Source organism: Dermacoccus sp. PAMC28757 (assembly GCF_014302635.1).
In the GTDB taxonomy this organism is placed as follows: Bacteria; Actinomycetota; Actinomycetes; order Actinomycetales; family Dermatophilaceae; genus Dermacoccus; species Dermacoccus abyssi.
On sequence record NZ_CP060292.1, the window covers coordinates 2,184,610 to 2,208,255 of the forward strand.

24 protein-coding genes and 1 riboswitch are annotated in these 23,646 nt (G+C 67.6%); of the genes, 14 read left to right on the forward strand and 10 right to left on the reverse strand.

Annotated elements, in window-relative coordinates:
- The 3 genes from pgk to secG all read left to right on the forward strand — a co-directional run bounded on the left by pgk (position 1) and on the right by secG (position 2,492).
- Positions 1–1,197: a phosphoglycerate kinase gene (gene pgk, locus H7F30_RS10395; protein ID WP_187034950.1), complete on the forward strand. Its 1,197-nt coding sequence runs from the start codon at positions 1–3 to the stop codon at positions 1,195–1,197.
- Between the two features lie 102 nt (positions 1,198–1,299).
- Complete coding sequence (gene tpiA, locus H7F30_RS10400) at positions 1,300–2,100, forward strand: triose-phosphate isomerase (protein WP_187034952.1); 801 nt, start codon at positions 1,300–1,302, stop codon at positions 2,098–2,100.
- Positions 2,101–2,249: 149 nt separating this feature from the next.
- Complete coding sequence (secG, locus tag H7F30_RS10405; protein WP_047312777.1) at positions 2,250–2,492, forward strand: preprotein translocase subunit SecG; 243 nt, start codon at positions 2,250–2,252, stop codon at positions 2,490–2,492.
- A gap of 103 nt (positions 2,493–2,595) precedes the next feature.
- On the opposite strand, the gene pgl is transcribed toward secG, so the two are convergent.
- The 6 genes from pgl to tkt are packed head-to-tail and all read right to left on the reverse strand — an operon-like array spanning position 2,596 to position 10,713.
- Positions 2,596–3,339, reverse strand: a complete 744-nt coding sequence (gene pgl, locus H7F30_RS10410; RefSeq protein WP_187034954.1) for a 6-phosphogluconolactonase — start codon at positions 3,337–3,339, stop codon at positions 2,596–2,598.
- Complete coding sequence (locus H7F30_RS10415) at positions 3,332–4,264, reverse strand: glucose-6-phosphate dehydrogenase assembly protein OpcA (RefSeq protein ID WP_187034956.1); 933 nt, start codon at positions 4,262–4,264, stop codon at positions 3,332–3,334. The genes pgl and H7F30_RS10415 overlap by 8 nt, the downstream gene beginning before the upstream one ends.
- Positions 4,261–5,808: a glucose-6-phosphate dehydrogenase gene (gene zwf, locus H7F30_RS10420; protein WP_187034958.1), complete on the reverse strand. Its 1,548-nt coding sequence runs from the start codon at positions 5,806–5,808 to the stop codon at positions 4,261–4,263. Before zwf ends, H7F30_RS10415 begins: the two co-directional genes overlap by 4 nt.
- Complete coding sequence (locus H7F30_RS10425) at positions 5,805–7,436, reverse strand: glucose-6-phosphate isomerase (RefSeq protein WP_187034960.1); 1,632 nt, start codon at positions 7,434–7,436, stop codon at positions 5,805–5,807. Before H7F30_RS10425 ends, zwf begins: the two co-directional genes overlap by 4 nt.
- Complete coding sequence (gene tal, locus H7F30_RS10430; RefSeq protein ID WP_187034962.1) at positions 7,433–8,554, reverse strand: transaldolase; 1,122 nt, start codon at positions 8,552–8,554, stop codon at positions 7,433–7,435. The genes H7F30_RS10425 and tal overlap by 4 nt, the downstream gene beginning before the upstream one ends.
- Positions 8,555–8,562: 8 nt before the next feature.
- Complete coding sequence (gene tkt, locus H7F30_RS10435; RefSeq protein WP_187034964.1) at positions 8,563–10,713, reverse strand: transketolase; 2,151 nt, start codon at positions 10,711–10,713, stop codon at positions 8,563–8,565.
- A gap of 135 nt (positions 10,714–10,848) precedes the next feature.
- Here tkt and H7F30_RS10440 point away from each other — a divergent pair, with 135 nt between their 5' ends.
- On the forward strand, positions 10,849–11,811 hold the full coding sequence (locus H7F30_RS10440; RefSeq protein ID WP_255352633.1) for a heme o synthase: 963 nt from the start codon (positions 10,849–10,851) through the stop codon (positions 11,809–11,811).
- A 90-nt stretch (positions 11,812–11,901) separates the two neighbouring features.
- Here the strand turns inward: H7F30_RS10440 and H7F30_RS10445 are convergent, their stop codons facing one another.
- Positions 11,902–12,846 carry a heme A synthase gene (locus H7F30_RS10445; RefSeq protein WP_187034966.1) on the reverse strand — a complete coding sequence of 315 codons (945 nt, stop codon included), beginning with the start codon at positions 12,844–12,846 and terminating at the stop codon, positions 11,902–11,904.
- A gap of 170 nt (positions 12,847–13,016) precedes the next feature.
- On the opposite strand from H7F30_RS10445, the gene H7F30_RS10450 reads away from it, so the two are divergent.
- Entirely contained in the window at positions 13,017–13,424 is a 408-nt protein-coding gene (locus tag H7F30_RS10450; protein WP_187034968.1) for an FAD-dependent monooxygenase, read from the forward strand.
- An 11-nt stretch (positions 13,425–13,435) separates the two neighbouring features.
- On the forward strand, positions 13,436–14,251 hold the full coding sequence (locus H7F30_RS10455; RefSeq protein WP_187034970.1) for an FAD-dependent monooxygenase: 816 nt from the start codon (positions 13,436–13,438) through the stop codon (positions 14,249–14,251).
- A 99-nt stretch (positions 14,252–14,350) separates the two neighbouring features.
- Here the strand turns inward: H7F30_RS10455 and H7F30_RS10460 are convergent, their stop codons facing one another.
- Together H7F30_RS10460 and H7F30_RS10465 are read right to left on the reverse strand one after the other, a co-directional pair.
- Positions 14,351–15,121: an ABC transporter permease gene (locus H7F30_RS10460; RefSeq protein ID WP_255464759.1), complete on the reverse strand. Its 771-nt coding sequence runs from the start codon at positions 15,119–15,121 to the stop codon at positions 14,351–14,353.
- Positions 15,118–15,870, reverse strand: coding sequence for an ABC transporter ATP-binding protein (locus H7F30_RS10465; protein WP_255464760.1), 753 nt, complete (start codon positions 15,868–15,870; stop codon positions 15,118–15,120). Before H7F30_RS10465 ends, H7F30_RS10460 begins: the two co-directional genes overlap by 4 nt.
- Before the next feature lie 161 nt (positions 15,871–16,031).
- Here H7F30_RS10465 and H7F30_RS10470 point away from each other — a divergent pair, with 161 nt between their 5' ends.
- From H7F30_RS10470 to H7F30_RS10505, 8 genes are read left to right on the forward strand one after another with little or no spacing between them, the layout of a single operon-like run.
- The gene (locus tag H7F30_RS10470) at positions 16,032–16,775 is read left to right on the forward strand and encodes a metalloregulator ArsR/SmtB family transcription factor (protein WP_118912419.1); all 744 of its coding nucleotides are present in this window, start codon (positions 16,032–16,034) and stop codon (positions 16,773–16,775) included.
- Positions 16,772–18,190, forward strand: coding sequence for a Fe-S cluster assembly protein SufB (gene sufB / locus H7F30_RS10475; protein ID WP_118912418.1), 1,419 nt, complete (start codon positions 16,772–16,774; stop codon positions 18,188–18,190). Before H7F30_RS10470 ends, sufB begins: the two co-directional genes overlap by 4 nt.
- Positions 18,190–19,410: a Fe-S cluster assembly protein SufD gene (gene sufD, locus H7F30_RS10480; RefSeq protein WP_187034972.1), complete on the forward strand. Its 1,221-nt coding sequence runs from the start codon at positions 18,190–18,192 to the stop codon at positions 19,408–19,410. Before sufB ends, sufD begins: the two co-directional genes overlap by 1 nt.
- Positions 19,407–19,736: a non-heme iron oxygenase ferredoxin subunit gene (locus tag H7F30_RS10485; protein ID WP_187034974.1), complete on the forward strand. Its 330-nt coding sequence runs from the start codon at positions 19,407–19,409 to the stop codon at positions 19,734–19,736. Before sufD ends, H7F30_RS10485 begins: the two co-directional genes overlap by 4 nt.
- Before the next feature lie 38 nt (positions 19,737–19,774).
- Entirely contained in the window at positions 19,775–20,545 is a 771-nt protein-coding gene (sufC, locus tag H7F30_RS10490; RefSeq protein WP_047312788.1) for a Fe-S cluster assembly ATPase SufC, read from the forward strand.
- Between the two features lie 2 nt (positions 20,546–20,547).
- Positions 20,548–21,843 carry a cysteine desulfurase gene (locus H7F30_RS10495; RefSeq protein ID WP_187034976.1) on the forward strand — a complete coding sequence of 432 codons (1,296 nt, stop codon included), beginning with the start codon at positions 20,548–20,550 and terminating at the stop codon, positions 21,841–21,843.
- A 1-nt stretch (position 21,844) separates the two neighbouring features.
- The gene (gene sufU, locus H7F30_RS10500; protein ID WP_187034979.1) at positions 21,845–22,327 is read left to right on the forward strand and encodes a Fe-S cluster assembly sulfur transfer protein SufU; all 483 of its coding nucleotides are present in this window, start codon (positions 21,845–21,847) and stop codon (positions 22,325–22,327) included.
- Positions 22,324–22,719 (forward strand): metal-sulfur cluster assembly factor, encoded by a 396-nt coding sequence (locus H7F30_RS10505; RefSeq protein ID WP_255464761.1) that lies wholly within the window; start codon positions 22,324–22,326, stop codon positions 22,717–22,719. The genes sufU and H7F30_RS10505 overlap by 4 nt, the downstream gene beginning before the upstream one ends.
- A gap of 229 nt (positions 22,720–22,948) precedes the next feature.
- Here H7F30_RS10505 and H7F30_RS10510 read toward each other — a convergent pair whose 3' ends face one another.
- Complete coding sequence (locus tag H7F30_RS10510; protein WP_187034981.1) at positions 22,949–23,422, reverse strand: C40 family peptidase; 474 nt, start codon at positions 23,420–23,422, stop codon at positions 22,949–22,951.
- Between the two features lie 4 nt (positions 23,423–23,426).
- Positions 23,427–23,614, reverse strand: a riboswitch (cyclic di-AMP (ydaO/yuaA leader).
- Between the last annotated feature and the right edge of the window lie 32 nt (positions 23,615–23,646).

The window sequence follows — 23,646 nt, forward strand, 5'->3', positions numbered from 1 at the left end:
ATGAAGTCGATCTCCGACCTCGGTGATCTGAGGGGCAAGGAGGTTCTGCTGCGCAGTGACCTCAACGTGCCGCTCGACGGTTCCCGGATCACGGACGACGGCCGTGTGCGCGCGTCCGTCCCCACGATCCAGGAGCTGACGAAGGCAGGCGCCCGCGTCGTTGTCGTGGCCCACCTCGGCCGTCCCAAGGGTGAGCCGGAGGCGAAGTACTCGCTCGAGCCGGTCGTCTCCCGTCTGTCGGAGTTGCTCGGTCAGGACGTGAAGTTCGCCTCCGACACCGTCGGCGACTCGGCCCGTGAGGTCGTGGAGTCCCTCGGTGACGGCGACGTCGCCCTGCTCGAGAACCTGCGCTTCAACGCGGGGGAGACGAGCAAGGACGACGCCGAGCGCCGCGAGTTCGCCCAGCAGCTGGCCGATCTCGCCGACGTCTTCGTCTCCGACGGCTTCGGTGTCGTGCACCGCAAGCAGGCGTCCGTGTACGACGTCGCCGAACTCCTGCCGTCGGCCATGGGTGGTCTCGTGCAGGCCGAGGTCGACGTGTTGCAGCGCCTCACGGACGAGCCGCAGCGTCCCTACGCCGTCGTGCTCGGCGGCGCCAAGGTCGCTGACAAGCTCGCCGTCATCGAGAACCTCATGAAGACCGCGGACCGTCTCCTCATCGGTGGCGGCATGGTCTTCACCTTCCTCAAGGCCGAAGGCCACGAGGTCGGCAAGAGCCTTCTCGACGACGAGCAGCTCGAGACCGTCAAGGGCTACATCGCCAAGGCCAAGGAGGCCGGCGTCGAGATCGTCCTGCCGGTCGATGTCGTCGTGGCGCCCGAGTTCGCTGCCGACAAGGGCAGCGAGGTCGTCGCGGTCGACGCCATCCCGGCCGACCAGATGGGTCTCGACATCGGTCCCGAGTCTGCGAAGCTCTACGCGTCGAAGCTCACCGACTGCAAGACGGTGTTCTGGAACGGCCCGATGGGCGCGTTCGAGATGGAGCCGTTCGCCGCGGGCACGAAGGCCGTCGCCCAGGCGCTCGTCGAAGCCACCGAGAACGGTGCTCTCACCGTGGTCGGTGGCGGCGACTCGGCTGCCGCAGTGCGTCAGCTGGGTTTCGCAGACGAGCAGTTCGGTCACATCTCCACCGGCGGAGGCGCCAGCCTCGAGTACCTCGAGGGCAAGAACCTGCCCGGCATCGAGGTGCTCGGCTGACGCCGGCGTCCCGCACGTCACGAGCCCCGCTTCCGTCGTCCGGCGGGAGCGGGGCTCGTTCTCGTTCCACCACCTCGAACCTTCAAGGGAAAGGGGAGCCTGATGGCTTCGACCACCACCCGCACGCCGCTCATGGCGGGCAACTGGAAGATGAATCTCGACCACCTGCAGGGCACGCACCTCGTGCAGAAGCTCACGTGGACCCTCGAGGACAAGCGCCACGACTTCGCCGACGTGGAGGTGGCCGTGCTGCCGCCGTTCACCGACCTGCGTTCGGTGCAGACGCTCGTCGACGGCGACAAGCTGAAGCTCGTCTACGGCGCCCAGGACCTCTCGCAGCACGACGAGGGCGCCTACACCGGTGAGGTCTCAGGTGCCTTCCTCGCAAAGCTCGGCTGCACGTACGTGTGCGTCGGCCACAGCGAGCGTCGCGAGTACCACCACGAGACGGACGAGATCGTGCGCGCCAAGGTCGAGGCGGCCTATCGCCACGGCATGACGCCGATCTTGTGCGTTGGCGAGCCGCTCGAGGTCCGCAAGGCCGCTCAGCACGTCGAGCACACGGTCGCTCAGCTCGAGGCGGCCGTCGCCGGTCTCTCGCGGGAGCAGGCGGAGAGCCTCGTCGTGGCGTACGAGCCCGTGTGGGCCATCGGTACGGGTGAGGTCGCCACGCCGGCGGACGCGCAGGAGGTCTGCGGCGCGCTGCGCGAGGCCCTCGCCCGCGTGTTCGACGGCGATGTCGCCGCGAAGGTCCGCGTTCTCTACGGCGGTTCGGTCAAGCCGGGCAACGTCGCGGAAATCATGGCCGGTGACGACGTCGACGGCGCCCTTGTCGGTGGTGCGTCGCTCGTCGTCGACGACTTCGCCGGCATCTGCCGTTACAAGGAGCACGCCGGGCAGTGATCCTGCGCGTCGCACGCCGGACCCACCGGCCACCGAGGTCGTGCCGCTCGGCGCGCGTCGGGGGCTGACATGGGCACGGTGTCCGACGCGATAGGCTTGGGCGAATTGTGCGGGCGTCAGCTCGCGTCGTCGTGAGGTGAGATTTCTACGTGGACATTCTGAAGATCGCTCTGCAGGTTCTGCTCGTGCTGAGCAGTCTGTTCCTGACCATGCTCATCCTCATGCACAAGGGCAGTGGCGGCGGACTCTCCGACATGTTCGGTGGTGGCTCCGGAGCCACGATGGGTGGCTCCTCGATGGCCGAACGCAACCTCAACCGCATCACGGTCGGCGCGGCTGGCCTCTGGTTCGCGGCCATCATCGGACTCGGTCTCGTCGAGCGGTTCAACTAACACCTCGTCGCGAGCCGAACACAGGCTTCGACATTGAAAGAGCCCCTCACCGGTAGCGGTGAGGGGCTCTTTCGTCGTTCCAGGGAAGGGCTTCGGGGTTCGCTCAGCCGGCGGCGGCCTCGTCGAGCCACCACACCGTGGCGACCTGCCCGTGGACTCCACAAGCCGGATGAGCCACCCGGTCGTCGGAGCCGGACGCTGCACGTACGGCATCCCGTTTGTCCTCGCCTGCGACCATGAGCCAGACCTCACGGGCGCTGTTCAAGGTGGGGAACGTCATCGTGATGCGCTCGGGCGGCGGCTTGGGGGAGTTCGTCACCGAGGCGACGCTCACGGCGTGGGCGCGCGTCTGCTCGTGACCGGGGAACAACGACGCGACGTGCGTGTCAGGCCCCATGCCGAGCATGACGACGTCGAACGCGGGAACCTCGCCCTGGAGGAGCGCGTCACCGAACGCTTCGTGGAGCTCGGCGGCATAGGCAGAGGCACCCGCGGCAACGTCCCCGGCGGCTGCCCCGTCGGAGGCCGCCATGACGTGGACCCCGGCAGGGGCCACGGTGAGGTTGTCGAGAAGGGCATCGCGCGCGTGCGTGACGTTCCGCTCGCCGTCGCCCTCGGGCAGGAATCGCTCGTCACCCCACCACAGGTGGAGCGAGGCCCACGGCACCTCGTTCGGCGAGCGTCCGAGCGCTTCGAGAAACGCCGTGCCCATCGACCCGCCGGTGAGGACGACGTGCGCCACACCGCGCTTCTCGACGGCCTCGGTGACGACGGCGAGGAAGCGCTCGGCGACGGCGTCGGCGAGTGTCGCCTTGTCGGGGCGTACCCGACGCTCGACGTCACTCATCGTGTTCGTCGTCCGCGACGATCTTGGGCAGCCCTCGCACGAGTGCGTCCCGGTAGATCTCGTCCTTGTCGAGACGACGCAGTTCTTCCGCCAACGACGCGACGGCGTCGGGACGGGGCAGCGCCATCTGACGATCCGGCTGATCGGGCTGACGAAGGATCGCCTGCTCGCCGTCCCGGAGCAGCGAGATGACGCCGCTCTCGCGGTGGAGCTCGACGGCCACGAGGCCGCGCCCGGGTTCGGTCAGCTCGCGCTGCACCGGGCACCCCAGCTCGACCGACAGCCAGCCACCGAGGAGGTCGGTGGACGCGGAGTCGGACGCGCCCTTGACGACGATGCGCTGCACCGGCTCGTACGGCGGCAGGTCGAGCGCGCCGGCGAGCAGCCCGCGCCAGCGCGTCGTGCGTGCCCACGCCATGTCGGTGTCACCGGCCGTGTAGTACATCGCCCGGCGCAGGATCTCGCCGCGCGGGTCGTCGGACAGGGAGACGTCCGTGATCCGACGCTGCGCCATCCGGCCGATCTGCGTCTCGCCGATGTTCTCGTCGGCCTGCATCGGCCACCACGCGACCACGGGGGAGTCCGGCAGGAGCAGCGGAGTGATCGCCGCCGCACCGTGCTCGGCCAACTCACCACGCAGCCCGAGAACGATGATCTCGCTCGCGCCCGCATCCCCGCCGAGGCGGATCTGGGCGTTGAGGTCGTCGTCGCCGGCATCGGGTTCGTCGACGACGGCGATGATGCGGCTCGGGTGCAGACGCGTGGCCTCCGAGGCCACCCGCAGCGACTCGTCCACGTGCTCACGAAAGCTGACGACAACGAGGGTCATCACGCGACCCAACGTCATCGAACCGACCTCGTTGCGAAGCTGCACGAGCTTCTTCGAGATGTCGGCGCTCGAGGTCTTCTCCAGGTCGACGATCACGGCATTCTCCAGACTCGTCCGTCGCGGGCCATCATGTCGTCCGAGGTACGCGGACCCCACGTGCCCGACTCGTACTGCTCGGGCTGGCACTCCTGCTCGGCCCAGAACTGCTCGATCGGGTCGAGGATGCGCCAGGACAGCTCGACCTCCTCGTGCCGGGGGAAGAGCGGCGGATCGCCGAGAAGCACATCGAGGATGAGACGTTCGTAGGCCTCAGGGCTCGAATCGGTGAAGGCCGACCCGTAACCGAAGTCCATCGTCACGTCGCGCACCTCGAAGGAGTTCGAACCCGGCACCTTGGAGCCGAAGCGCATCGTGACGCCCTCGTCCGGCTGAACACGGATGACGACGGCGTTGCGGCCGAGCTCCTCGGTCTGGTTGGCGTCGAAGGGCGTCGCAGCGTTCTTGAACACCACGGCGATCTCCGTGACGCGCTTGCCGAGACGCTTGCCCGTACGCAGGTAGAACGGCACCCCGGCCCAGCGACGGGTGTTGATACCGAGCTTCACGGCCGCGTACGTCTCCGTCTGCGACTGCGGGTCGATGCCCTCCTCGGCGAGGAAGCCGGGCACCTTCTGCGCGCCCTGCCAACCCTCGGCGTACTGTCCACGAGCCGTCGCCGCGGCGAGGTCGCCCGGCAGCTTCACCGCGGCGAGCACCTTCTCCTTCTCCGCCCGCAGATCCTTCGCGTCGAAGGAGAGCGGCTGCTCCATCGCCGTGAGGGCGAGAAGCTGCAGGAGGTGGTTCTGGATGACGTCGCGTGCTGCGCCGATGCCGTCGTAGTACCCCGCGCGACCACCGATGCCGATGTCCTCGGCCATGGTGATCTGCACGTGGTCGACGTGGTTGGCGTTCCAGATCGGCTCGAACATCTCGTTGGCGAAACGGAACGCCAGGATGTTCTGCACCGTCTCCTTGCCGAGGTAGTGATCGATGCGGAAGATCGAGTCGGCCGGGAAGACGCCCTCGACGATGTCGTTGAGTTCGCGTGCGCTCTCGAGGTCGTGCCCGAACGGCTTCTCGATGACGACGCGACGCCAGGCGTCACCCTTCGGCTCGGTCAGGCCGGCGGCTTCCAGCTGCTCGCACACCTGGGCGAACGAACCCGGTGGGATCGACAGGTAGAACGCCGCGTTGCCCTCGGTGCCGCGCGTCTCCTCGAGCTCCTTGAGCGTCGTCGCGAGAAGCTCGAAGGCCTTGGGGTCATCGAAGGTGCCGGGCACGAACCGGATGCCGTCGGCGAGGTTGGTCCAGACCTTCTCGTCGAACCCGGTGCGAGCACGCTCGCGCACGGCGTCCTTGACGATCTGCATGAAGTCCTGGTCCTCCCAGTCGCGTCGGGCGAACCCGACGAGCGAGAAGCCGGGCGGCAGCAGACCGCGGTGGAACAGGTCGTAGATCGCCGGCATGAGCTTCTTGCGCGCGAGGTCACCGGTGACGCCGAACAGCACGACGCTGCACGGTCCGGCGATGCGCGGAAGACGCTTGTCCAGGGGCGAACGCAGGGGGTTGTGGTCCTTGGTGATGTCGACCGGTGGCGTCACCGAGCGTCGCCTCCTGCAAGCTTGTTGAGGGCCGACGTGACCTGGGCCAAGCCGGCATCGTGCTCACGCAGGTGCAGGCGCAGGACCGGACGGTCGTGGTCGGCGAGGACGGCGGCGTCACCGCCGGCCTGAGCCGCGCAGAACTGGCCGAAGGTGAAGTCGCGACCCGGCACGGCCAGATCTTCCTTCGCCTCGGTCGTGATCTGCAGGTAGACCCCGATCGCGGGCCCACCCTTGTGGTACTGGCCGGTCGAGTGGAGGAAACGGGGCCCCCAGCCGAAGGTGACCGGACGATCGAGCGTGCGCTCCAGCGGAGCACGGACGTCGGCGAGCGACGCATCGCGCAACCGGTCGAGGTAGGCCATGACCGCCAGGTAACCCTGCGGACCGAGCTGGTCGACGAGGGCCCTCAGCGCGTCGTCGAGCGTCGAGGCGTCACCGAGGAAGTCGGGGCCCTCGGCACGGACCTCGACGGCGCCGTCGGTGAAGGCCGGAGCCGCACCGGCGTCCATGCCCTTGTCGAGCAGGTCACGAGCGGCCGACTTCGCCGACTCGACATCCGGCTGGTCGAACGGGTTGATGCCGATGAGGCGGCCGGCGACGGCGGTCGCGACCTCCCACAGGAGCATCTGAGCCCCGAGCGAACCGGAGACCGACGAGACGGCTTCACCCTCGGGGGCACGCTCGTCGTCCTCGGCCGTGAGGAGGACGAGGTTCTCGTCAGCGGCGAGTTCGTCGGGCTCGGAGTCACCGACGACGACCGGGAGCAGACCCTTGCCGTCCTTACCGGTGGACTCGGCGATGAGCTGCTCGGCCCAGTCGCCGAAGCCCTTGATCTGCGTACCGGCATCGGCGAGCAGGATCTTGTCGCGCAGCGGCTGCGTGCCACCGAGCACCGCGCCGAGACGCAGGCCGGGGTTGGCCTCGTCGTCCGCAGCCAGCAGGTCCGTGACCGACTCGGCCTCGTCGAGGAGCGCCTCGATATCGGCGCCGGCCAGGCCGGACGGCACGAGACCGAACGCCGTGAGCGCCGAGTAGCGTCCGCCGACGTTGGGGTCGGCGTTGACGACGGTGAAGCCGCCCTCGCGCGAACTCTTGTCGAGCGGGGAACCCGGGTCGGTGACGATGACGATGCGCTCACGTGGGTCGATACCGGCGTCCTCGAACGCCTTCTCGTAGGCGCGGCGCTGGCTGTCGGTCTCCACGGTCGAACCTGACTTGGAGGAGACGACGACGACCGTGTGCTCGAGGTCCTCGGCGAGGGCGTCGCGCACCATGTCGGGCTGCGAGGAGTCGAGCACGACGAGCGGAACGCCCGCCGTCGCGCAGATGACCTCGGGAGCCAGGGACGAGCCGCCCATGCCGCACAGGACGACACGGTTGAGGCCGGCCTCGGCGAACTTCTCACGCAGCGCGGAGACCTCGCCGACGAGCGGACGCGACGAACGCGCCAGCGTCACCCAGGACAGGCGCTTGGCGGATTCGGGCTCGGCCGCGGTGCCCCACAGCGTCGGGTCCTGGTCGAAAAGACGGCTTGCGAACTTCTCGGCAACGAGCGCCGGGACGGCAGTGTCGATCGCTGCCGTCCCGGCACCCACGGTGCCGAGGCTGACACCGGAGGAGGTCACTTGTTGTCGCCCGCCTTCTCCAGCTCGGAGCGGACGGAGCCGAGGAGCTCTTCCCAGGAGGCCTCGAACTTCTCGAGACCCTCGGTCTCGAGCTGCTCGACGACGTCGGCGTACGAGACGCCGACCTGCTCGAGGGCATCCATCGTGGCCTTGGCCTCGCCGTATGAGCCGCTCACGCGGTCACCCGCGATCTCGCCGTGGTCGGCGAGCGCGTCGAGCGTCTTCGGCGGCATGGTGTTGACCGTGTTCGGCGCAGCGAGCTCGACGACGTACAGCGTGTCGGACAGGTTCGGGTCCTTGACGCCCGTGGAGGCCCAGAGCGGACGCTGCACGTGGGCGCCGTCGTCCGCGAGGGTCTGCCAACGCGGCGTGCCGAAGACCTCTTCGAACGCCTGGTAGGCGAGGCGGGCGTTCGCGATGCCCGCCTTGCTCTTGAGTTCCTTCACGGCGTCGGAGCCGATGGCGTCGAGGCGCTTGTCGAACTCGGTGTCGACGCGGCTGACGAAGAACGAGGCGACCGAACGGATGGTCGACAGGTCCTTGCCGTTCTCACGGGCCTGCTCGAGGCCCGTGAGAAAGGCGTTCATGACGCCGCGGTAGCGGTCGAGCGAGAAGATCAGCGTGACGTTGACGCTGATGCCCTCGGCGAGCGTGGCGCTGATCGCGGGCAGGCCCTCGACCGTGGCCGGGATCTTGATCATGCAGTTGGGGCGGTCGATCGTCTCCCACAGCTGCTTGGCCATCTTGATCGTGCCGTCGGTGTCTCGCGCCATGCGCGGGTCGACCTCGATCGAGACGCGGCCGTTCTCGCCGTTCGTGGCGTCGTACACCGGGCGCAGGATGTCGCACGCGGAGATGACGTCCTCGGTGGTGATGGTGAAGACGGCCTCGTCGACGCCCTTGCCGGAGGCGGCGAGCTCGGCGACCTGCTCGTTGTAGGCCGAGCCGTTCGACAGCGCCGAGGCGAAGATCGTCGGGTTCGAGGTCACACCGACGACGTTCTTCGTCTCGACGAGCGTCTTGAGCTCGTCACCGGTGACCATCGGACGGTTCAGGTCGTCGAGCCAGATCGAGACGCCGACGTCGGAGAGGGCCTGGGTGTTCGTGTTCTGAGTCATGGAAGTACTCACTTTCCTTCGACTGCTGCGATGGAGGCTTCAGCGGCTTCGACAACCTTCTCGGGCGTGAAGCCGAACTCCTTGAAGAGGGTCTTGGCGTCGGCCGAGGCACCGTAGTGGTCGATACCGACGACACGACCGTGCGTGCCGACGATGTCGTACCAGCTCATCGGGTGCCCCGCCTCGACGGCGACGCGGGCCGTGACGTTCTTCGGCAGGACGCTCTCCTTGTAGGCGTCGTCCTGCTCGTCGAACCACTCACGGCACGGCATCGAGACCACACGGGTGGCAACGCCCTTGGCCTCGAGTTCCTTCCGGGCCGCGACGGCGAGGCCGAGCTCGGAGCCGGTGGCCACGAGGATGACCTTGGGCTCGCCCTCGGAGTCGGCGAGGACGTAACCGCCCTTGGCTACGCCGTCGGCCGAGGCGTACTCGGAGCGGTCCAGCGTCGGCATCTCCTGACGGCTCAGGATGAGGCCGGTCGGGCGGTCGGTGGTCTCGAGAATCTTCTTCCACGCCTGCGCCGTCTCGTTCGCGTCGCCCGGACGGACGACGGCGAGGTTCGGGATGGCGCGCAGCGCAGTGAGGTGCTCGATCGGCTGGTGCGTCGGGCCGTCCTCGCCGACACCGACGGAGTCGTGCGTCCACACGAAGATCGACGGGAGCTGCTGGATGGCTGCGAGACGCACCGCGGGGCGCATGTAGTCGGAGAACACGAGGAACGTGCCGCCGTAGGCGCGCGTGAGGCCCTCGAGCTCGATGCCGTTGAGGATCATGCCCATGGCGTTCTCACGGATGCCGAAGTGCAGCGTGCGGCCGTACGGGTTACCCGTCCACGTGTCCGTCGAGCGGTCCGAGGGGATGAACGACGGCTGGTTGTCCATCGTCGTGTTGTTCGATCCGGCGAGGTCGGCGCTTCCGCCCCACAGCTCGGGCACGACATCGGCGAGGGCATTGAGCACCTTGCCGGAGGCAGCGCGGGTGGCGATGCCCTTCTCGTCGGCGTCGAACACCGGCAGGGACTCGGCGAGGTTGTCCGGAAGCTTCTTCGCGACGACGCGCTCGAGCAGCGCTGCGGCGTCGGCGTTGGCCGACTTCCACGCGTCGAACTTCTCCTGCCAGGCGGCGTGCGCCCTCTGGCCACGCTCGACGGCCTTGCGGGTGTGCGCGATGACCTCCTCGTCGACCTGGAAGGTCTGTTCCGGGTCGAAGCCGAGCAGCTTCTTCGTGGCGGCGATCTCCTCGTCACCGAGGGCCGAACCGTGGGCCTTGCCGGAGTTCTGCTTCGTCGGAGCCGGGTAGGCGATGATCGTGCGCAGCACGACGATGGACGGCTTGTCCGTCACCTTCTTGCCGGCCTCGATCGCCTCGAAGAGGGCGTCGACGTCCTCGGTGTAGGGGCCGTTCTTGGCCGAGCCACGCCAGTCGACGATGCGCACGTCCCAGCCGTAGGCCTCGTAGCGCTTCGCGACGTCCTCGGAGAAGGAGACGTTCGTGTCGTCCTCGATCGAGATGTAGTTCTCGTCGTAGATGAGGGTGAGGTTGCCGAGCTCCTGGTGGCCGGCAAGCGAACTGGCCTCGGAGGCGACGCCCTCCATGATGTCGCCGTCGGAGGCGATGACGTAGACGTGGTGGTCGAAGGGCGACTCGCCAGCCGGCGCCTTCGGGTCGTACAGGCCCCGCTGACGACGCTGTGCCATGGCCATACCGACGGCGGAGGACAGGCCGGAACCGAGCGGGCCGGTGGTGATGTCGACACCCTTGGTGTGGTGGACCTCCGGGTGACCCGGCGTCTTCGAGCCCCAGGTGCGAAGCGCCTTGAGGTCGTCGAGCTCGAGGCCGGAGCCCGAGAGGAAGAGCTGCGTGTACTGCGTCAGCGAGGAGTGGCCGCACGAGAGGACGAAACGGTCACGACCCATCCACTCGGTGTCGGACGGGTCGTAGGTCATGACGTTCTGGTAGAGCAGGTATGCGACGGGCGCGAGGCTCATGGCCGTACCCGGGTGGCCGTTGCCGACCTTCTGAACGGCGTCGGCTGCCAGCAGGCGCGCGGTGTCGACCGCTCGCTGGTCGACGTCGGACCAGCCGACCTTGTCGGCCTTGGGGGACGCGAGCGACTCGTCGCGCTGCCACGTGGTGGTGGGCTGTTCCGTCGTCACGGGGAATGCTCCTTAGCATCGGATTCGTTCTCGACCCCGACACTAGTCCTCTTCGAGGGGCGCAGTCACGCTGAGTAGACTGGCCCCAAGACGGGGTCTTGCCCGTCACCCCCGAGAGCATTCGTGAAGGACGTCGTGACAGCGCTCGAACCAGACACCGACACCTCGCGCCCTGATGGCGCCGCTGGTGGAAAGCGTCCCCTCAAGACGGTCATCGGTGACTACGTCTCGCTCACCAAGCCGCGCATCATCGAGCTTTTGCTCATCACGACCTTCCCGGTCATGTTTCTCGCGGAGCGCGGCATTCCGAACGCGTGGCTCATCATCGCCACCTTGATCGGTGGCACGCTTTCGGCGTCGTCGGCGAACGTGCTCAACTGCTACCTCGACCGTGACATCGACAAGCTCATGCACCGCACCGAGGGTCGCCCCCTCGTGACGGGTGCCATCTCGCCGCGCAACGCCTTGATCTTCGGCATCGTGCTCGGTGTGGCCGCAACGCTGTGGCTCGGTCTGCTCGTCAATTGGCTCAGCTCGCTGCTGTCTCTCGCGGCGATCGCCCTGTACGTGGGCTTCTACACGGTCCTGCTCAAGCGCCGCACGTCGCAGAACATCGTCTGGGGCGGTGTCGCCGGCTGCATGCCCGTCTTCATCGGCTGGGCCGCCGTGACGGACTCGCTGTCCTGGGCCGCCGTCGTCCTGTTCCTCGTCGTCTTCTTCTGGACGCCGCCGCACTACTGGCCGCTGTCGATGCGCTTCAAGGACGACTACGCCAACGCCGGCGTGCCGATGCTGCCGGTCGTCGCCGAGGACCTCGCCGTCGGCAAGCAGATCGTCGCCTACTCGTGGGTGACCGTCCTGACGTCGTTCGCCCTCATCCCGATCGCACCGATGGGTTGGATCTACACGGCCATCGCCGTCATCTCGGGTGGCGTCTTCCTCTTCGAGGCTCACATGCTGCTCAAGCGTGCCAAGGAGGGTGCGCCGTACTCGGTGCTCAAGCCGATGCGCCTGTTCCACTACTCGATCAGCTACCTCACGCTGCTGTTCATCGGTGTGGCCCTCGACCCGCTGTGGTACTTCGCGGTGACCGGCTGAGTCGCTGTCCGCTTCGGCGGACAACGACGAAACGCCCGCCCTGCTTCGTGCAGGGCGGGCGTTCGCGTTTGTGTTTGTGTTTGCGAAGCGTCAGATGCGCTCGCGCAGTGAGCACATCGCCCACGTCATGTAGGTGACGAGCAGTGCCGCACCGAACATGTGGACGAGCACGATGACCCAGGGCAGCCCGGTGAAGTACTGGACGTATCCGATAGCGCCTTGCGCGAGCGTGACGACGAGGAGGCCCGTCCACATCTTCACGGACTGATGCGATGCCTTCGTCACCTTCTGCGCGAGGAGAACGGCGATGACGAGGCCGACGAAGAGCATGACGGCGTCCGCGTGCAGCCAGGAGACCGAACGCGGGTCGAATCCAGTGCGGGCCGGCGCGACGGCGTCACCCGAGTGCGGGCCCGAACCCGTGACGATCGTGCCCAGCACGAGAACGACGAAGGCGACGGCCGTCGTCAGCCACGCGGTGATCTCGATGGGTCGCACGACGAGGAGGCGACGCTCGCCGTCGCCCTCGCGGCCGCGCCAGATGAGCCAGGCCGAAGCGGAGACGAGCAGCATCGAGATGAGGAAGTGCAGCGCCACGATGAAGGGGTTGAGCTCCATGTGCACCGTGATGCCACCGACGATCGCTTGCAGGGCGATGCCACCGAGCACACCCGCGACAGGGGCGCGCAGCCCCTTGCGCTGAGGCGCCCACTTGATGATGCCGATGAGGAGAGCGAGTGCGACCACCGAGACGAGACCGGTCAGCGTGCGGTTCCCGAACTCGATGTACTTGTGGTAGCTCTGCTCCTGGTGCTCGACGGGCGTGAACGAGCCGGGCACGCACTGCGGCCAGGTGGGGCATCCCAACCCGGAGCCTGTGAGGCGGACGAGACCACCCGTGATGACGATGCCGATCTCGACCGCGAGGTTGAGCCAGAACAGACGGCGCAGCCACGGGTGAACCGGTGCCTTGTCGGCTCGGACACCCTCGCGAGGCTCGGCCGGAGGTGGGACGAAAGCGGGGGAGGTGGTCACCTCTCCAGGGTAGTAGGACGCCGTCACGCCCCCGCCACCGGTCGGACGCCAGTGCGTCACATGCGCAGCGGCAATGTGAACGAACGTTCAACGGTTGCCGCGGATAGCGACGCTATGGAACTCCGGGCGTCACCCGTACTTTCCGAACGTGCCCGACGGAAAGGATCGAAGTGTCCACTTCACCCGAAACCACCTCCGACGTTGTCATCGCGGGAGCGGGCATAGCCGGCCTCACCGCGGCGCTCACAATGAACGCCCAGGGCATCCGGCCCGTCATCCTCGAGAGCACCCGCGAGATCGAGCCTCTCGGCGTCGGTATCAACCTTCAGCCGCCGGCCGTCGAGGTGTTGACGAGGCTGAGGTTGCGCGAGCGCCTGGAGAAGCTCGGCGTCCCGACGTCGTCGGCGCGCTACCTTGCCCGCGAGGGAGCGCTGCTCGCCGAGCGCACCTTCTCGCCGGAAGAGCAGCAGATCGCTGTGCACCGCGGCGAACTGCAGAACATGCTGCTCGACACCGTTCTGGAGCGCCTCGGATCCGACGCGGTGCGCACCGGTCAGCGCGTCGAGGGTTCGAGCTGAGCGACGGTGTCGTGAACGTCACAGTGACCGACCGCGACTCGGAACAGGCGGAGAAGGTCACAGCGCGCGTCCTCCTCGCCGCCGACGGTGTCCACTCATCAGTGCGTCAGCAACTGCACCCCGACACGTCCTTCCACTGGGAGGGCACGCGCATGTTCCGCGGCACCGCAGTGCGGGAGCCATTCCTCGACGGCGCGACCATGACGCTCATCTACGGCGAGGAGGGGAAGCGTTTCCTCGCCTACCCGATCTCCCGCGACGTGGAGAACGAGGGTGAGGAACTCATCAACTGGGTGGCCATGGTGCCCGAGGCTGACTCCCGGACGATCTCGGTCGACGACACGAAGAACGATCCGACCGACCCGAAGGACGTCGTCCCGACGTTCCGGGGCTGGGGATTCGACTGGCTCGACATCGAGGGTCTCGTCGCCGAGTCGACCGACGTGTTGCGCTATCCGATGACGGATCGTGAGCCGCTGGGCTCGTGGGGCGAAGGCGGCGTGACGTTCATGGGCGACGCCGGCCACCCGATGTACCCCATCGGTGCGAACGGGGGCTCACAGGCCATTCTCGACGGCCAGGCGATCGCCGAGCACCTCACCGGCGTCGACCTCAGGGACGGTGCGGCCGTGGACACCGCGCTGCGGGCCTACGAGGACGAGCGACGCCCCGTCACCAACGACGTGGTGATGGCCAACCGCAAGCTCAACAAGACCGAGCGCAGCATCGCGAACAAGACCCAGGACGAGCTCAAGGAGTTCGCCGAGTCGGGGGAGTTCGAAGAGATGCAGAAGAAGTACGCGAAGGGCGAGTTGGACGAGCTCTGAGGCTCGGGGGGCCGACCCACACGCGTCGGGCGCCTCACCCTTGTGGTGGGGCGCCAGACCCGTGTCCAGGCCCGAGAGGGCTCACCCTCACGGTGAGGTTCAGTCGCTCCAGCGGAAGGCCTTCGCGGCCACGAACGTCAGGAGGGCGCCCCAGACCACGAGGACGAGCATCGGCACCACGGTGTTTCCCTGGCCGGTCAACGCGCCGCGCAGACCGTCACCCAGCGCGCCCGTCGGGAGGTACTTCACGACAGCTGCCCAGGCGTCGGGGTAGCGCGAGGTGGGCATGAGCAGGCCGCCGCCGACGGCGAACAGCACCCACAGAAGGTTGGCGACGACGAGAACGCCCTCGGCGCGGATCCGACCGGCCACCGTGAGGGCGAGGGCCACGAACACCCAGCACCCGAGAGCCAACAAGAGGACGGCCGGAAGAACACCGTCCATGCGCGGCTGCCAGCCCAGGGCGAAGCCGAGGCCACCGAGCAGGATGGTCTGCACGAGAACGACACCGGCCACGGCGACAGCCTTGGCGATCATCAGACCGCGGCTGCCCAAGGGCGTCACGCCCAGCAGGCGCAGAACCCCGTAGCGACGATCGAAGCCCGTCGCGATCGCCTGGCCGGTGAATGCCGTCGAGACCACCGCGAGGGCCAGCACGCCGGGAACCGCGAGGTTGATGCGTCGTCCCGGCCCGAGGTCCGGCGTGGAGCTGAAGTGCAGCCCGAGCAACGCCATCGCCGGAAGCAGGACGGAGACCATGAGCTGCTCGCCGTGGGAGAGCAGCGTGCACCCCTCGAAGAGTGCCTGTGCGCGAACCCGAGCCGGGGCGGGTGCGGCCGGATTCGCGTTTCGTTCCACGGCAGCGTTCACGGCGTTCCCTTCCCGGTGAGGTCGAAGTAGACGTCCTCGAGCGAACGGCCGTCCGTGACGTCCGCGAGGGAACCCTGCGCGACGCACCGGCCCTCGTTCATGACGACGACGTGGGCGGCGAGGCGCTCCGCCTCCTCGAACGAGTGGGTCGTGACGACAACACTCGCGCCGCGCTCCCGTTCGGCTTCGACGAGATCCCAGACGTCGCGGCGAGCGTGCGGATCGAGGCCGGCACTCGGTTCGTCGAGGAAGAGCACCTCGGGTCGTCCGATCATGGCGGCCGCGAGAGCCACGCGCTGGCGCTGACCGCCCGAGAGGCGCCGCACGGAGGTGCGGTTGAACGTGGGGATGTCGAGCGCACCGGCGAGTTCGTCAATGTCACGGGGCTCGGCGTAGAACGACGCGAGATGGCGAAGGAGCGCGAGGGGCTTCGTCCCCATTGGCAGGCCGCCGTCCTGCAGCATGACGCCCACACGCGCACGGTGGGCGGCGTCCGCGTTCCACGGCTCGGCTCCCAACACGCGGATGGAGCCGGAGTCCGGTCGGCGAAGTCCCTCGGCCATCTCGACGACGCTCGTCTTGCCCGCGCCGTTGCGCCCGAGAAGCGCCGTGATGGCTCCGGCCGGCGCGTGCCACGACAGGTCGCGCAATGCCTCCACACCGCCGTAAGCGTGCGACACACCGTCGACGACAACGGCGTGTTCGGCCGGTTCGGGTCGTTTCACTGCGGGCGACGGGGGATGAGGCACCGAAACAGCGTACTCGGGGGCCACACGGCGTCTCCCGGCGGTCGAAGTGAGGTAAACCTCAGTTTCGCGAGGGAATCGATTTACGCAACATGGGTGTTGTTAATTTCGATGGAGAGTTGACGTGGCCACGTCGACGAAGCGATCGAAGGAGGTGCGAGGCGATGACGCCGGAGCCTGTGAACCCAGGAGCCGCTGCGAGTCCTGCTGCACCCCAGAGTGTGCCGACGCGCGAACGCGTCCGGCTCGCCGTTTCCGAACACGGCCCTGTCACCGCCGCCGAACTCGGCGAGCGCATGGGCCTCACTCCGGCCGCCATGCGCCGTCACCTCGACGCACTCGTCGCGGACGGTCTCATCGCCGAGCGGGAGGCCCCGTCGTCCGGAGCCAAGCGCCGCGGCCGGCCGGCACGCGCCTACGTCCTCACCGACGCCGGCCACGCCGCCATGACGGCCGGGTACGACACGCTCGCCAACCAGGTTCTCGAGCACCTCGTGCGCGTCGGGGGAGACGAGGCCGTCGAGGCTGTCGCTCGTGAGCGCGCCCGTGAGATCGCCCACTCGGTCAAGCCCCTCGTGGACGCCGCCGGTGACGACCCGAACGCCCGCGCCCGCGCCCTGGCAGGCGCGTTGAGCAGCCAGGGTTTCGCAGCGTCGACACGCCCGGTGGCGCAGGGCACGCCGCTCGCGGGCGTCCAGTTGTGCCAGGGTCACTGCCCGGTACAGCATGTGGCGGCCAACCACCCCCAGTTCTGCGAAGCGGAAGCCGAGGTGTTCTCCGAGGTTCTCGGCGTCCACGTCCAGCGGCTCGCGTCGCTCGCGCACGGCGACCACGTGTGCACCACATTCATCCCCACCATCACCACCGACCGAAACAATGCCGCCCCACATGAGGAGGAGCAGCGATGAGCACGATCGAGGAGCTCAACCCAGGTCTCGCCGACCTCGGCCGCTACGAGTACGGATGGGCGGACTCCGACACCGCCGGCGCATCCGCCAAGCGCGGCCTGTCGCCGGATGTCGTCACCGACATCTCGGACCGCAAGAGCGAGCCGGAGTGGATGAAGAAGCTTCGCCTGAAGTCGCTCAACCTCTTCGAGAAGAAGCCCATGCCGAACTGGGGCAGCGACCTCACGGGCATCGACTTCCAGAACATCAAGTACTTCGTGAAGTCCACGGAGAAGCAGGCCACCACGTGGGACGAGCTTCCCGAGGACATCAAGGCCACCTACGACAAGCTCGGCATCCCGGAGGCCGAGAAGCAGCGCCTCATCGCTGGTGTCGCCGCGCAGTACGAGTCGGAGGTCGTCTACCACCAGATCCGCGAGGACCTGGAGGAGAAGGGTGTCATCTTCGTCGACACCGACTCCGGTCTGCGTGAGCACGAGGACCTGTTCAAGGAGTACTTCGGCTCCGTCATCCCCGCCGGTGACAACAAGTTCGCCGCGCTCAACACGGCCGTGTGGTCGGGTGGCTCCTTCATCTACGTGCCGCCGGGCGTCCACGTCGACATCCCGCTGCAGGCCTACTTCCGTATCAACACGGAGAACATGGGCCAATTCGAGCGCACGCTGATCATCGCCGACGAGGGCAGCTACGTTCACTACGTCGAGGGCTGCACCGCCCCCATCTACAAGACCGACTCCCTGCACTCGGCCGTCGTCGAGATCGTCGTCAAGAAGAACGCCCGCGTTCGCTACACGACGATCCAGAACTGGTCGAACAACGTCTACAACCTCGTGACGAAGCGCGCCACCTGCGAAGAGGGCGCCACGATGGAGTGGATCGACGGCAACATCGGCTCCAAGGTGACGATGAAGTACCCGGCCGTCTTCCTCATGGGCGAGCACGCCAAGGGCGAGACGCTGTCGATCGCGTTCGCGGGCGAGGGCCAGCACCAGGACGCCGGCGCGAAGATGGTCCACGCCGCGCCGAACACGAGCTCGACCATCGTGTCGAAGTCCGTGGCCCGTGGCGGCGGCCGTACCTCCTACCGCGGTCTCGTGCAGGTGCTCGAGGGCGCCGAGCACTCGAAGAGCTCCGTCGTCTGTGACGCCCTGCTCGTCGACCAGATCTCGCGTTCGGACACCTACCCCTACGTCGACGTCCGCGAGGACGACGTGCAGATGGGTCACGAGGCCACCGTCTCCAAGGTCTCCGAGGACCAACTGTTCTACCTGCGCAGCCGCGGCCTGAGCGAAGAGGAGGCCATGGCGATGATCGTGCGTGGCTTCGTCGAGCCCATCGCGCGTGAGCTGCCGATGGAGTACGCACTCGAACTCAACCGCCTCATCGAACTCCAGATGGAAGGAGCCGTCGGCTGATGACCGCCGTCACGCCAGAAATGGGCAAGGCAGACAAGGCCACTCTCGCGGGTGACCACAGCCACGGGGCCACGATCCCGGACCAGTCGCGCGCCGAGCGCCGCAAGTCCTTCGACCTGGGTGCCTTCGGTGTCCCGAGCGGCCGCGAGGAGGAGTGGCGTTTCACGCCCGTCGACCGCCTCTCGCCGCTGTTCGCCGAGAAGCAGACCGACCCCGAGGCCGTCACGGTCACCGTGACGGGCGAGGGCTTCGAGTCCGGCACGCTCGCCGAGGGTGAGGCTCCGCGCGGCACCGTACTCGTGCCGAGCGACCGCGGTTCGGTTCTCGCGTCGTCCCTGACGCCGAACGCCGACCACGTCGTCATCCCGGCCGAGGCCGAGCTCGCCACACCGGTGCGCATCGCGGTCGACGGCAAGGGTGGCGACAAGCGGGCCAACGCTCACCTCGTCATCGAGGCCAAGCAGCACAGCAAGGCGCTCGTCATCCTCGAGCACACCGGCTCGGCCCAGGTCACGGCCAACGTCGAGATCGTCACCGGCGACGGCGCCGACCTCACGGTCGTCACCGTGCAGCGCTGGGAGGACGACGCTCTCCACCTCGCCGAGCACGACGCACTCGTCGGCCGTGACGCGCGCTACCGCCACATCGCGGTGACGCTCGGCGGCGACATCGTGCGCATGAACTCGAACGTCCGCTACGCCGGGCCCGGGGGAGAGGCGACGCTCCTCGGCGTGTACTTCGCCGACTCCGGTCAGCACCTCGAGCACCGCTCGTTCATCGACCACAACGCGCCGAACTGCACATCCCTCGTCGCCTACAAGGGTGCCCTGCAGGGTGAGACGGCCCGCACCGTCTGGGTGGGCGACGTGCTCATCCGCGCCGAGGCCGAGGGCATCGAGACCTACGAGCTCAACCGCAACCTCGTGCTCACCGACGGCGCCCGTGCCGACTCCGTGCCGAACCTCGAGATCGAGACCGGCGAGATCGAGGGTGCGGGTCACGCCTCCTCGACCGGCCGCTTCGACGACGAGCAGCTGTTCTACCTGCAGGCTCGTGGCATCCCCGAGGACGAGGCACGTCGTCTCGTCGTGCGCGGCTTCTTCGCCGACATCGTGAACAAGATCGGTGTCGCCGAGGTCGTCGAGCCCCTCATGGAGGCCATCGACGAGGAGCTCGCCGCCACGGCCGAGCTCGTGGAGAGCGCAGGAGCCGAGGCATGAGCGACGCGAACATCGAGTGGGTCAAGCTGGCGCAGCTGAGCGACATCGGTACGCCGGGTGCGGTCAAGGTCGACATCGACGACCTGCAGATCTGCATCGCGCGCGACTCCGCCGGTGACGTTCACGCGCTCGACGACACGTGCTCGCACGCCGCAGTCTCCCTCTCCGAGGGCGAGGTGGAGGACGACGGCATCGAGTGCTGGCTGCACGGCTCGAAGTTCGCCTACGCCACCGGCGAGCCGATGAGCCTGCCGGCCACGCAGCCGGTCAACGTCTATCCGACCAAGCTCGAGGGCGACGACATCCTCGTCGGCATCCCCGCCTGAGCACCCCCGAAACTTTCCTGACAGAAGGACGAACAAGCATGTCAACGCTGGAAATCCGCGATCTTCACGTGACCGTCGAGACGGAGAACGGCACGAAGGAGATCCTCAAGGGCGTCAACCTGACGATCAACTCGGGCGAGACGCACGCCATCATGGGCCCCAACGGCTCCGGCAAGTCGACGCTGGCCTACTCCATCGCCGGCCACCCCAAGTACACGGTCACGTCGGGCACCGTCACGCTGGACGGTGAGGACGTCCTCGCGATGGAGGTCGACGAGCGCGCCCGTGCGGGCCTCTTCCTCGCCATGCAGTACCCCGTCGAGGTTCCGGGCGTCACCGTCTCGAACTTCCTGCGCACGGCCAAGACGGCCATCGACGGCGAAGCACCGAAGGTGCGTACGTGGGTCAAGGACGTCAAGGGCGCCATGGGCAACCTCAAGATGGACCCGGCCTTCGCCGAGCGCAACGTCAACGAGGGCTTCTCCGGCGGCGAGAAGAAGCGCCACGAGATCCTGCAGATGGAGCTTCTCAAGCCGAAGATGGCGATCCTCGACGAGACCGACTCCGGCCTCGACGTCGACGCGCTGCGCATCGTCTCCGAGGGCGTCAACCGCGCCAAGGACGAGACGAACTGCGGCGTCCTGCTCATCACGCACTACACGCGCATCCTGCGCTACATCAAGCCCGACCACGTCCACGTGTTCGTCAACGGCAAGGTGGCCGAGGAGGGTGGCCCCGAGCTGGCCGACCGCCTCGAGGCCGAGGGCTACGACCGCTACGTCAACGCCGCTGCGGAGGCGAAGGCCTGATCATGGCTCACGCATCGTTCGACGCGGCGCGCGTGCGCGAGGACTTCCCGCTACTCGCGCGCCGCGTCCGCGACGACAAGCCGCTGGTCTACCTCGACTCCGGTGCGACGTCGCAGAGCCCCGAGTCGGTCATCACCGCCGAGGGCGACTTCTACCGCACCGTGAACGCTGCGGTGCACCGAGGAGCCCACCAGCTCTCCGAGGAAGCCACCGACGCCTACGAAGGCGCGCGCGAAACCATCGCCCGTTTCATCGGTGGGCGAGCCGACGACATCGTGTTCACCAAGAACGCCACCGAGGCTCTCAACCTCGTCGCGTACGCCTTCAGCAACGCCGGCGCGCCCGGCGCGATGGACGGCGTCGACGAGGCGATCGCCTCGAAGTTCGCGCTGGGCCCCGGTGACGAGATCGTCGTCACGGCGATGGAGCACCACGCGAACCTCGTGCCGTGGCAGGAACTCGCACGTCGTACCGGCGCCACGTTCCGTTGGATCGAGATCACCGACGACGGTTTCGTCGACCTCGATTCGGCGCGTGAGGTCATCACCAAGCGGGCCAAGGTCGTCGCCTTCACCCACGTCTCCAACGTGCTGGGCACGATCAACCCCGTCAATGACCTCGCAAGAATCGCTCGCGAGGCCGGGGCACTCGTCGTTCTCGACGCGTGCCAGTCGGTGCCGCACATGCCCGTCGACGTGGCACAGCTCGATGTCGACTTCCTCGCCTTCTCCGGCCACAAGATGCTCGGTCCCACCGGCATCGGTGTGTTGTGGGGCAAACACGAACTCCTCGAGGCGATGCCTCCCTTCCTCACCGGCGGATCGATGATCGAGATCGTGAAGCTCGAAGGCACGACGTTCGCGCCCCCGCCCCAGCGCTTCGAGGCGGGCACGCCGAACGCCGCCCAGGCCGTCGGTCTCGCCGCCGCGTGCGACTACCTCGAGGCGCTCGGCATGGACAACGTGCTGCGTCACGAGCAGGATCTGATCCAACTCACGCTCGACGGCCTCGCCGAGCGTCCCTGGGTCAGCGTGCTCGGCCCCCAGGACGCAGGTGCCCGACTCGGTGCGGTCGCGTTCGTCGTCGACGGGGTGCACCCGCACGACGTCGGGCAGATTCTCGACGACGCCGGTGTTGCCATTCGTACCGGTCACCACTGCGCGTGGCCGTTGCACCGACGTCTTCGCGCCGTGGCGAGCAGCCGTGTCAGTTTCAACGTCTACTCCACGGCCGACGACGTCGAGGCGTTCCTCACGGCGCTCGACCGGGTGCCGAACATCTTCGGTCTGGAGGTCTGAGATGGATCTGTACCAGGAGCTCATTCTCGAGCACTCCAAGCGCCCGCAGCACGCGGGCCTGCGCGAGCCGTTCGGCGCCGAGAGCCACCACGTCAACACCTCCTGCGGTGACGAGATCACCCTGCGTGTCGACGTCGAAGGCGAGGGCGACGACGCCGTCATCAAGGACGTCAGCTACGACTCGATCGGTTGCTCGATCTCCGTGGCGTCGGCGTCAATGCTTGCCGAGAACCTCATCGGGCTCACGCTGCGTGAAGCCCAGGAGGTCTTCGGTGCCACCCGCACGATGCTCACGAGCAAGGGCCAGTCTGCCGGTGACGAGGAAGTCATCGGCGACGCCATCGCCCTCGCCGGAGTCTCGAAGTACCCCGCGCGCGTCAAGTGCGCCCTGCTGTCGTGGTCCGCACTGCAGGACTCGCTCGGCAAACTCGGTCTCGACCTGACCGGGGGCGCCGCATCCACCACGGAGGAGACCAAGGCATGACCGACAACGAGATCACCGCCGACGTGACCGCCAACGAGGCCGAGGCGCCCGAGCGCGCCCAGGCGCAGGGAGTCAGCGACTCCGGCGTCGAGGTCGAGGAGGTCAAGGAGGCCCTGCGTGACGTCGTCGACCCAGAGCTCGGCATCAACGTCGTCGACCTCGGCCTCGTCTACGGCATCACCGTCGACGAGAGCAAGCACGCCGTCATCGACATGACGCTGACGTCTGCGGCCTGCCCGCTCACGGACGTCATCGAGGAGCAGGTCGCCACGTCCCTGGTTGATGTCGTCACGGGCCACACGCTCAACTGGGTGTGGATGCCGCCGTGGGGCCCGGACAAGATCACCGACGACGGCCGCGAGCAACTTCGCGCGCTCGGCTTCAACGTCTGACAAGAGGTGGGCGAAAGCGGCTCCGGTCCTCCTGAGTCGCGTCGACCCTGACGACGAAGGCACTCACCACTGTGGTGAGGGCCTTCGTCGTGTCGTTATCTCGCGTGACGTCCGCGAGAAAACGCAACCCGTGTGGAAGCCGGTCGATTGCCCACAGTGGAGAGACGCGAAACGGCCCCTCGTCCCGGAGGACGAGGGGCCGTTTCGAAACGTCGCAGAGGCTCGCGGATCAGACGCGACCGAAGCGGTAGCTGGCACCGGCGCGCGAGAGCGACACGCGCGTACCCGGACGCATAGCGTGCCACACCATGCCGTTACCGGCGTAGATACCCGTGTGGTAGGCGTAACCACCAGAGGTGAGGAACGCCAGGTCGCCCGGACGGGCGTACGCGCGGGAAACGCGGTAGGAGGAGCGGTACTGCTGGTTGGCCGTACGCGGCAGGTAGCGGCCGACCTGGCGGTAGGACCAGCTCGTCAGACCCGAGCAGTCGAAGCGCCACGGGCCGGAAGCGCCGTACACGTAGGGCGCACCACGACGGCTCGAAGCCTTGGCCACGGCGCGGCGCGCGGACGCGGAGGTCACGGCGCTGGCGTTCGAGGCGCTGGCGACCGAAACGGCGCCGAGGGCGGTGGAGGCCAGAGCGGTGCCGACGGCAACCTTGGAGGTGTTGGCCATGAAGGAGCGGCGGGACATGTTCTTCATGTCGAGTCATTTCCAGGAGCGCTTACGAGGCATGACCTGTCGGGTTCGAGATCCTAGATTCTCGGCCCACCGAAGTGAGCTTTACCCCAAGAACCACCGAGGTGGTCCGGATGCTGGGTGCACCGTTCCCGTCGCTCCGCGTGATGCGAAGTTTTACCTGACCTTCGTGACGGGACTCAGCGACGAAGCAGGGCCGCACCGTTTCGGTGCGACCCTGCAAGATT

Bases quoted from the DNA above. Each gene is read 5' to 3' on its own strand.
- H7F30_RS10485 (WP_187034974.1), top strand. From the start codon at position 19,407: ATGAGCGACGCGAACATCGAGTGGGTCAAGCTGGCGCAGCTGAGCGAC.
- sufD (WP_187034972.1), top strand. From the start codon at position 18,190: ATGACCGCCGTCACGCCAGAAATGGGCAAGGCAGACAAGGCCACTCTC.
- H7F30_RS10495 (WP_187034976.1), top strand. From the start codon at position 20,548: ATGGCTCACGCATCGTTCGACGCGGCGCGCGTGCGCGAGGACTTCCCG.
- sufC (WP_047312788.1), top strand. From the start codon at position 19,775: ATGTCAACGCTGGAAATCCGCGATCTTCACGTGACCGTCGAGACGGAG.
- sufU (WP_187034979.1), top strand. From the start codon at position 21,845: ATGGATCTGTACCAGGAGCTCATTCTCGAGCACTCCAAGCGCCCGCAG.
- tpiA (WP_187034952.1), top strand. From the start codon at position 1,300: ATGGCTTCGACCACCACCCGCACGCCGCTCATGGCGGGCAACTGGAAG.
- pgk (WP_187034950.1), top strand. From the start codon at position 1: ATGAAGTCGATCTCCGACCTCGGTGATCTGAGGGGCAAGGAGGTTCTG.
- H7F30_RS10505 (WP_255464761.1), top strand. From the start codon at position 22,324: ATGACCGACAACGAGATCACCGCCGACGTGACCGCCAACGAGGCCGAG.
- pgl (WP_187034954.1), bottom strand. From the start codon at position 3,339: ATGAGTGACGTCGAGCGTCGGGTACGCCCCGACAAGGCGACACTCGCC.
- H7F30_RS10510 (WP_187034981.1), bottom strand. From the start codon at position 23,422: ATGAAGAACATGTCCCGCCGCTCCTTCATGGCCAACACCTCCAAGGTT.
- H7F30_RS10470 (WP_118912419.1), top strand. From the start codon at position 16,032: ATGACGCCGGAGCCTGTGAACCCAGGAGCCGCTGCGAGTCCTGCTGCA.
- sufB (WP_118912418.1), top strand. From the start codon at position 16,772: ATGAGCACGATCGAGGAGCTCAACCCAGGTCTCGCCGACCTCGGCCGC.
- tal (WP_187034962.1), bottom strand. From the start codon at position 8,554: ATGACTCAGAACACGAACACCCAGGCCCTCTCCGACGTCGGCGTCTCG.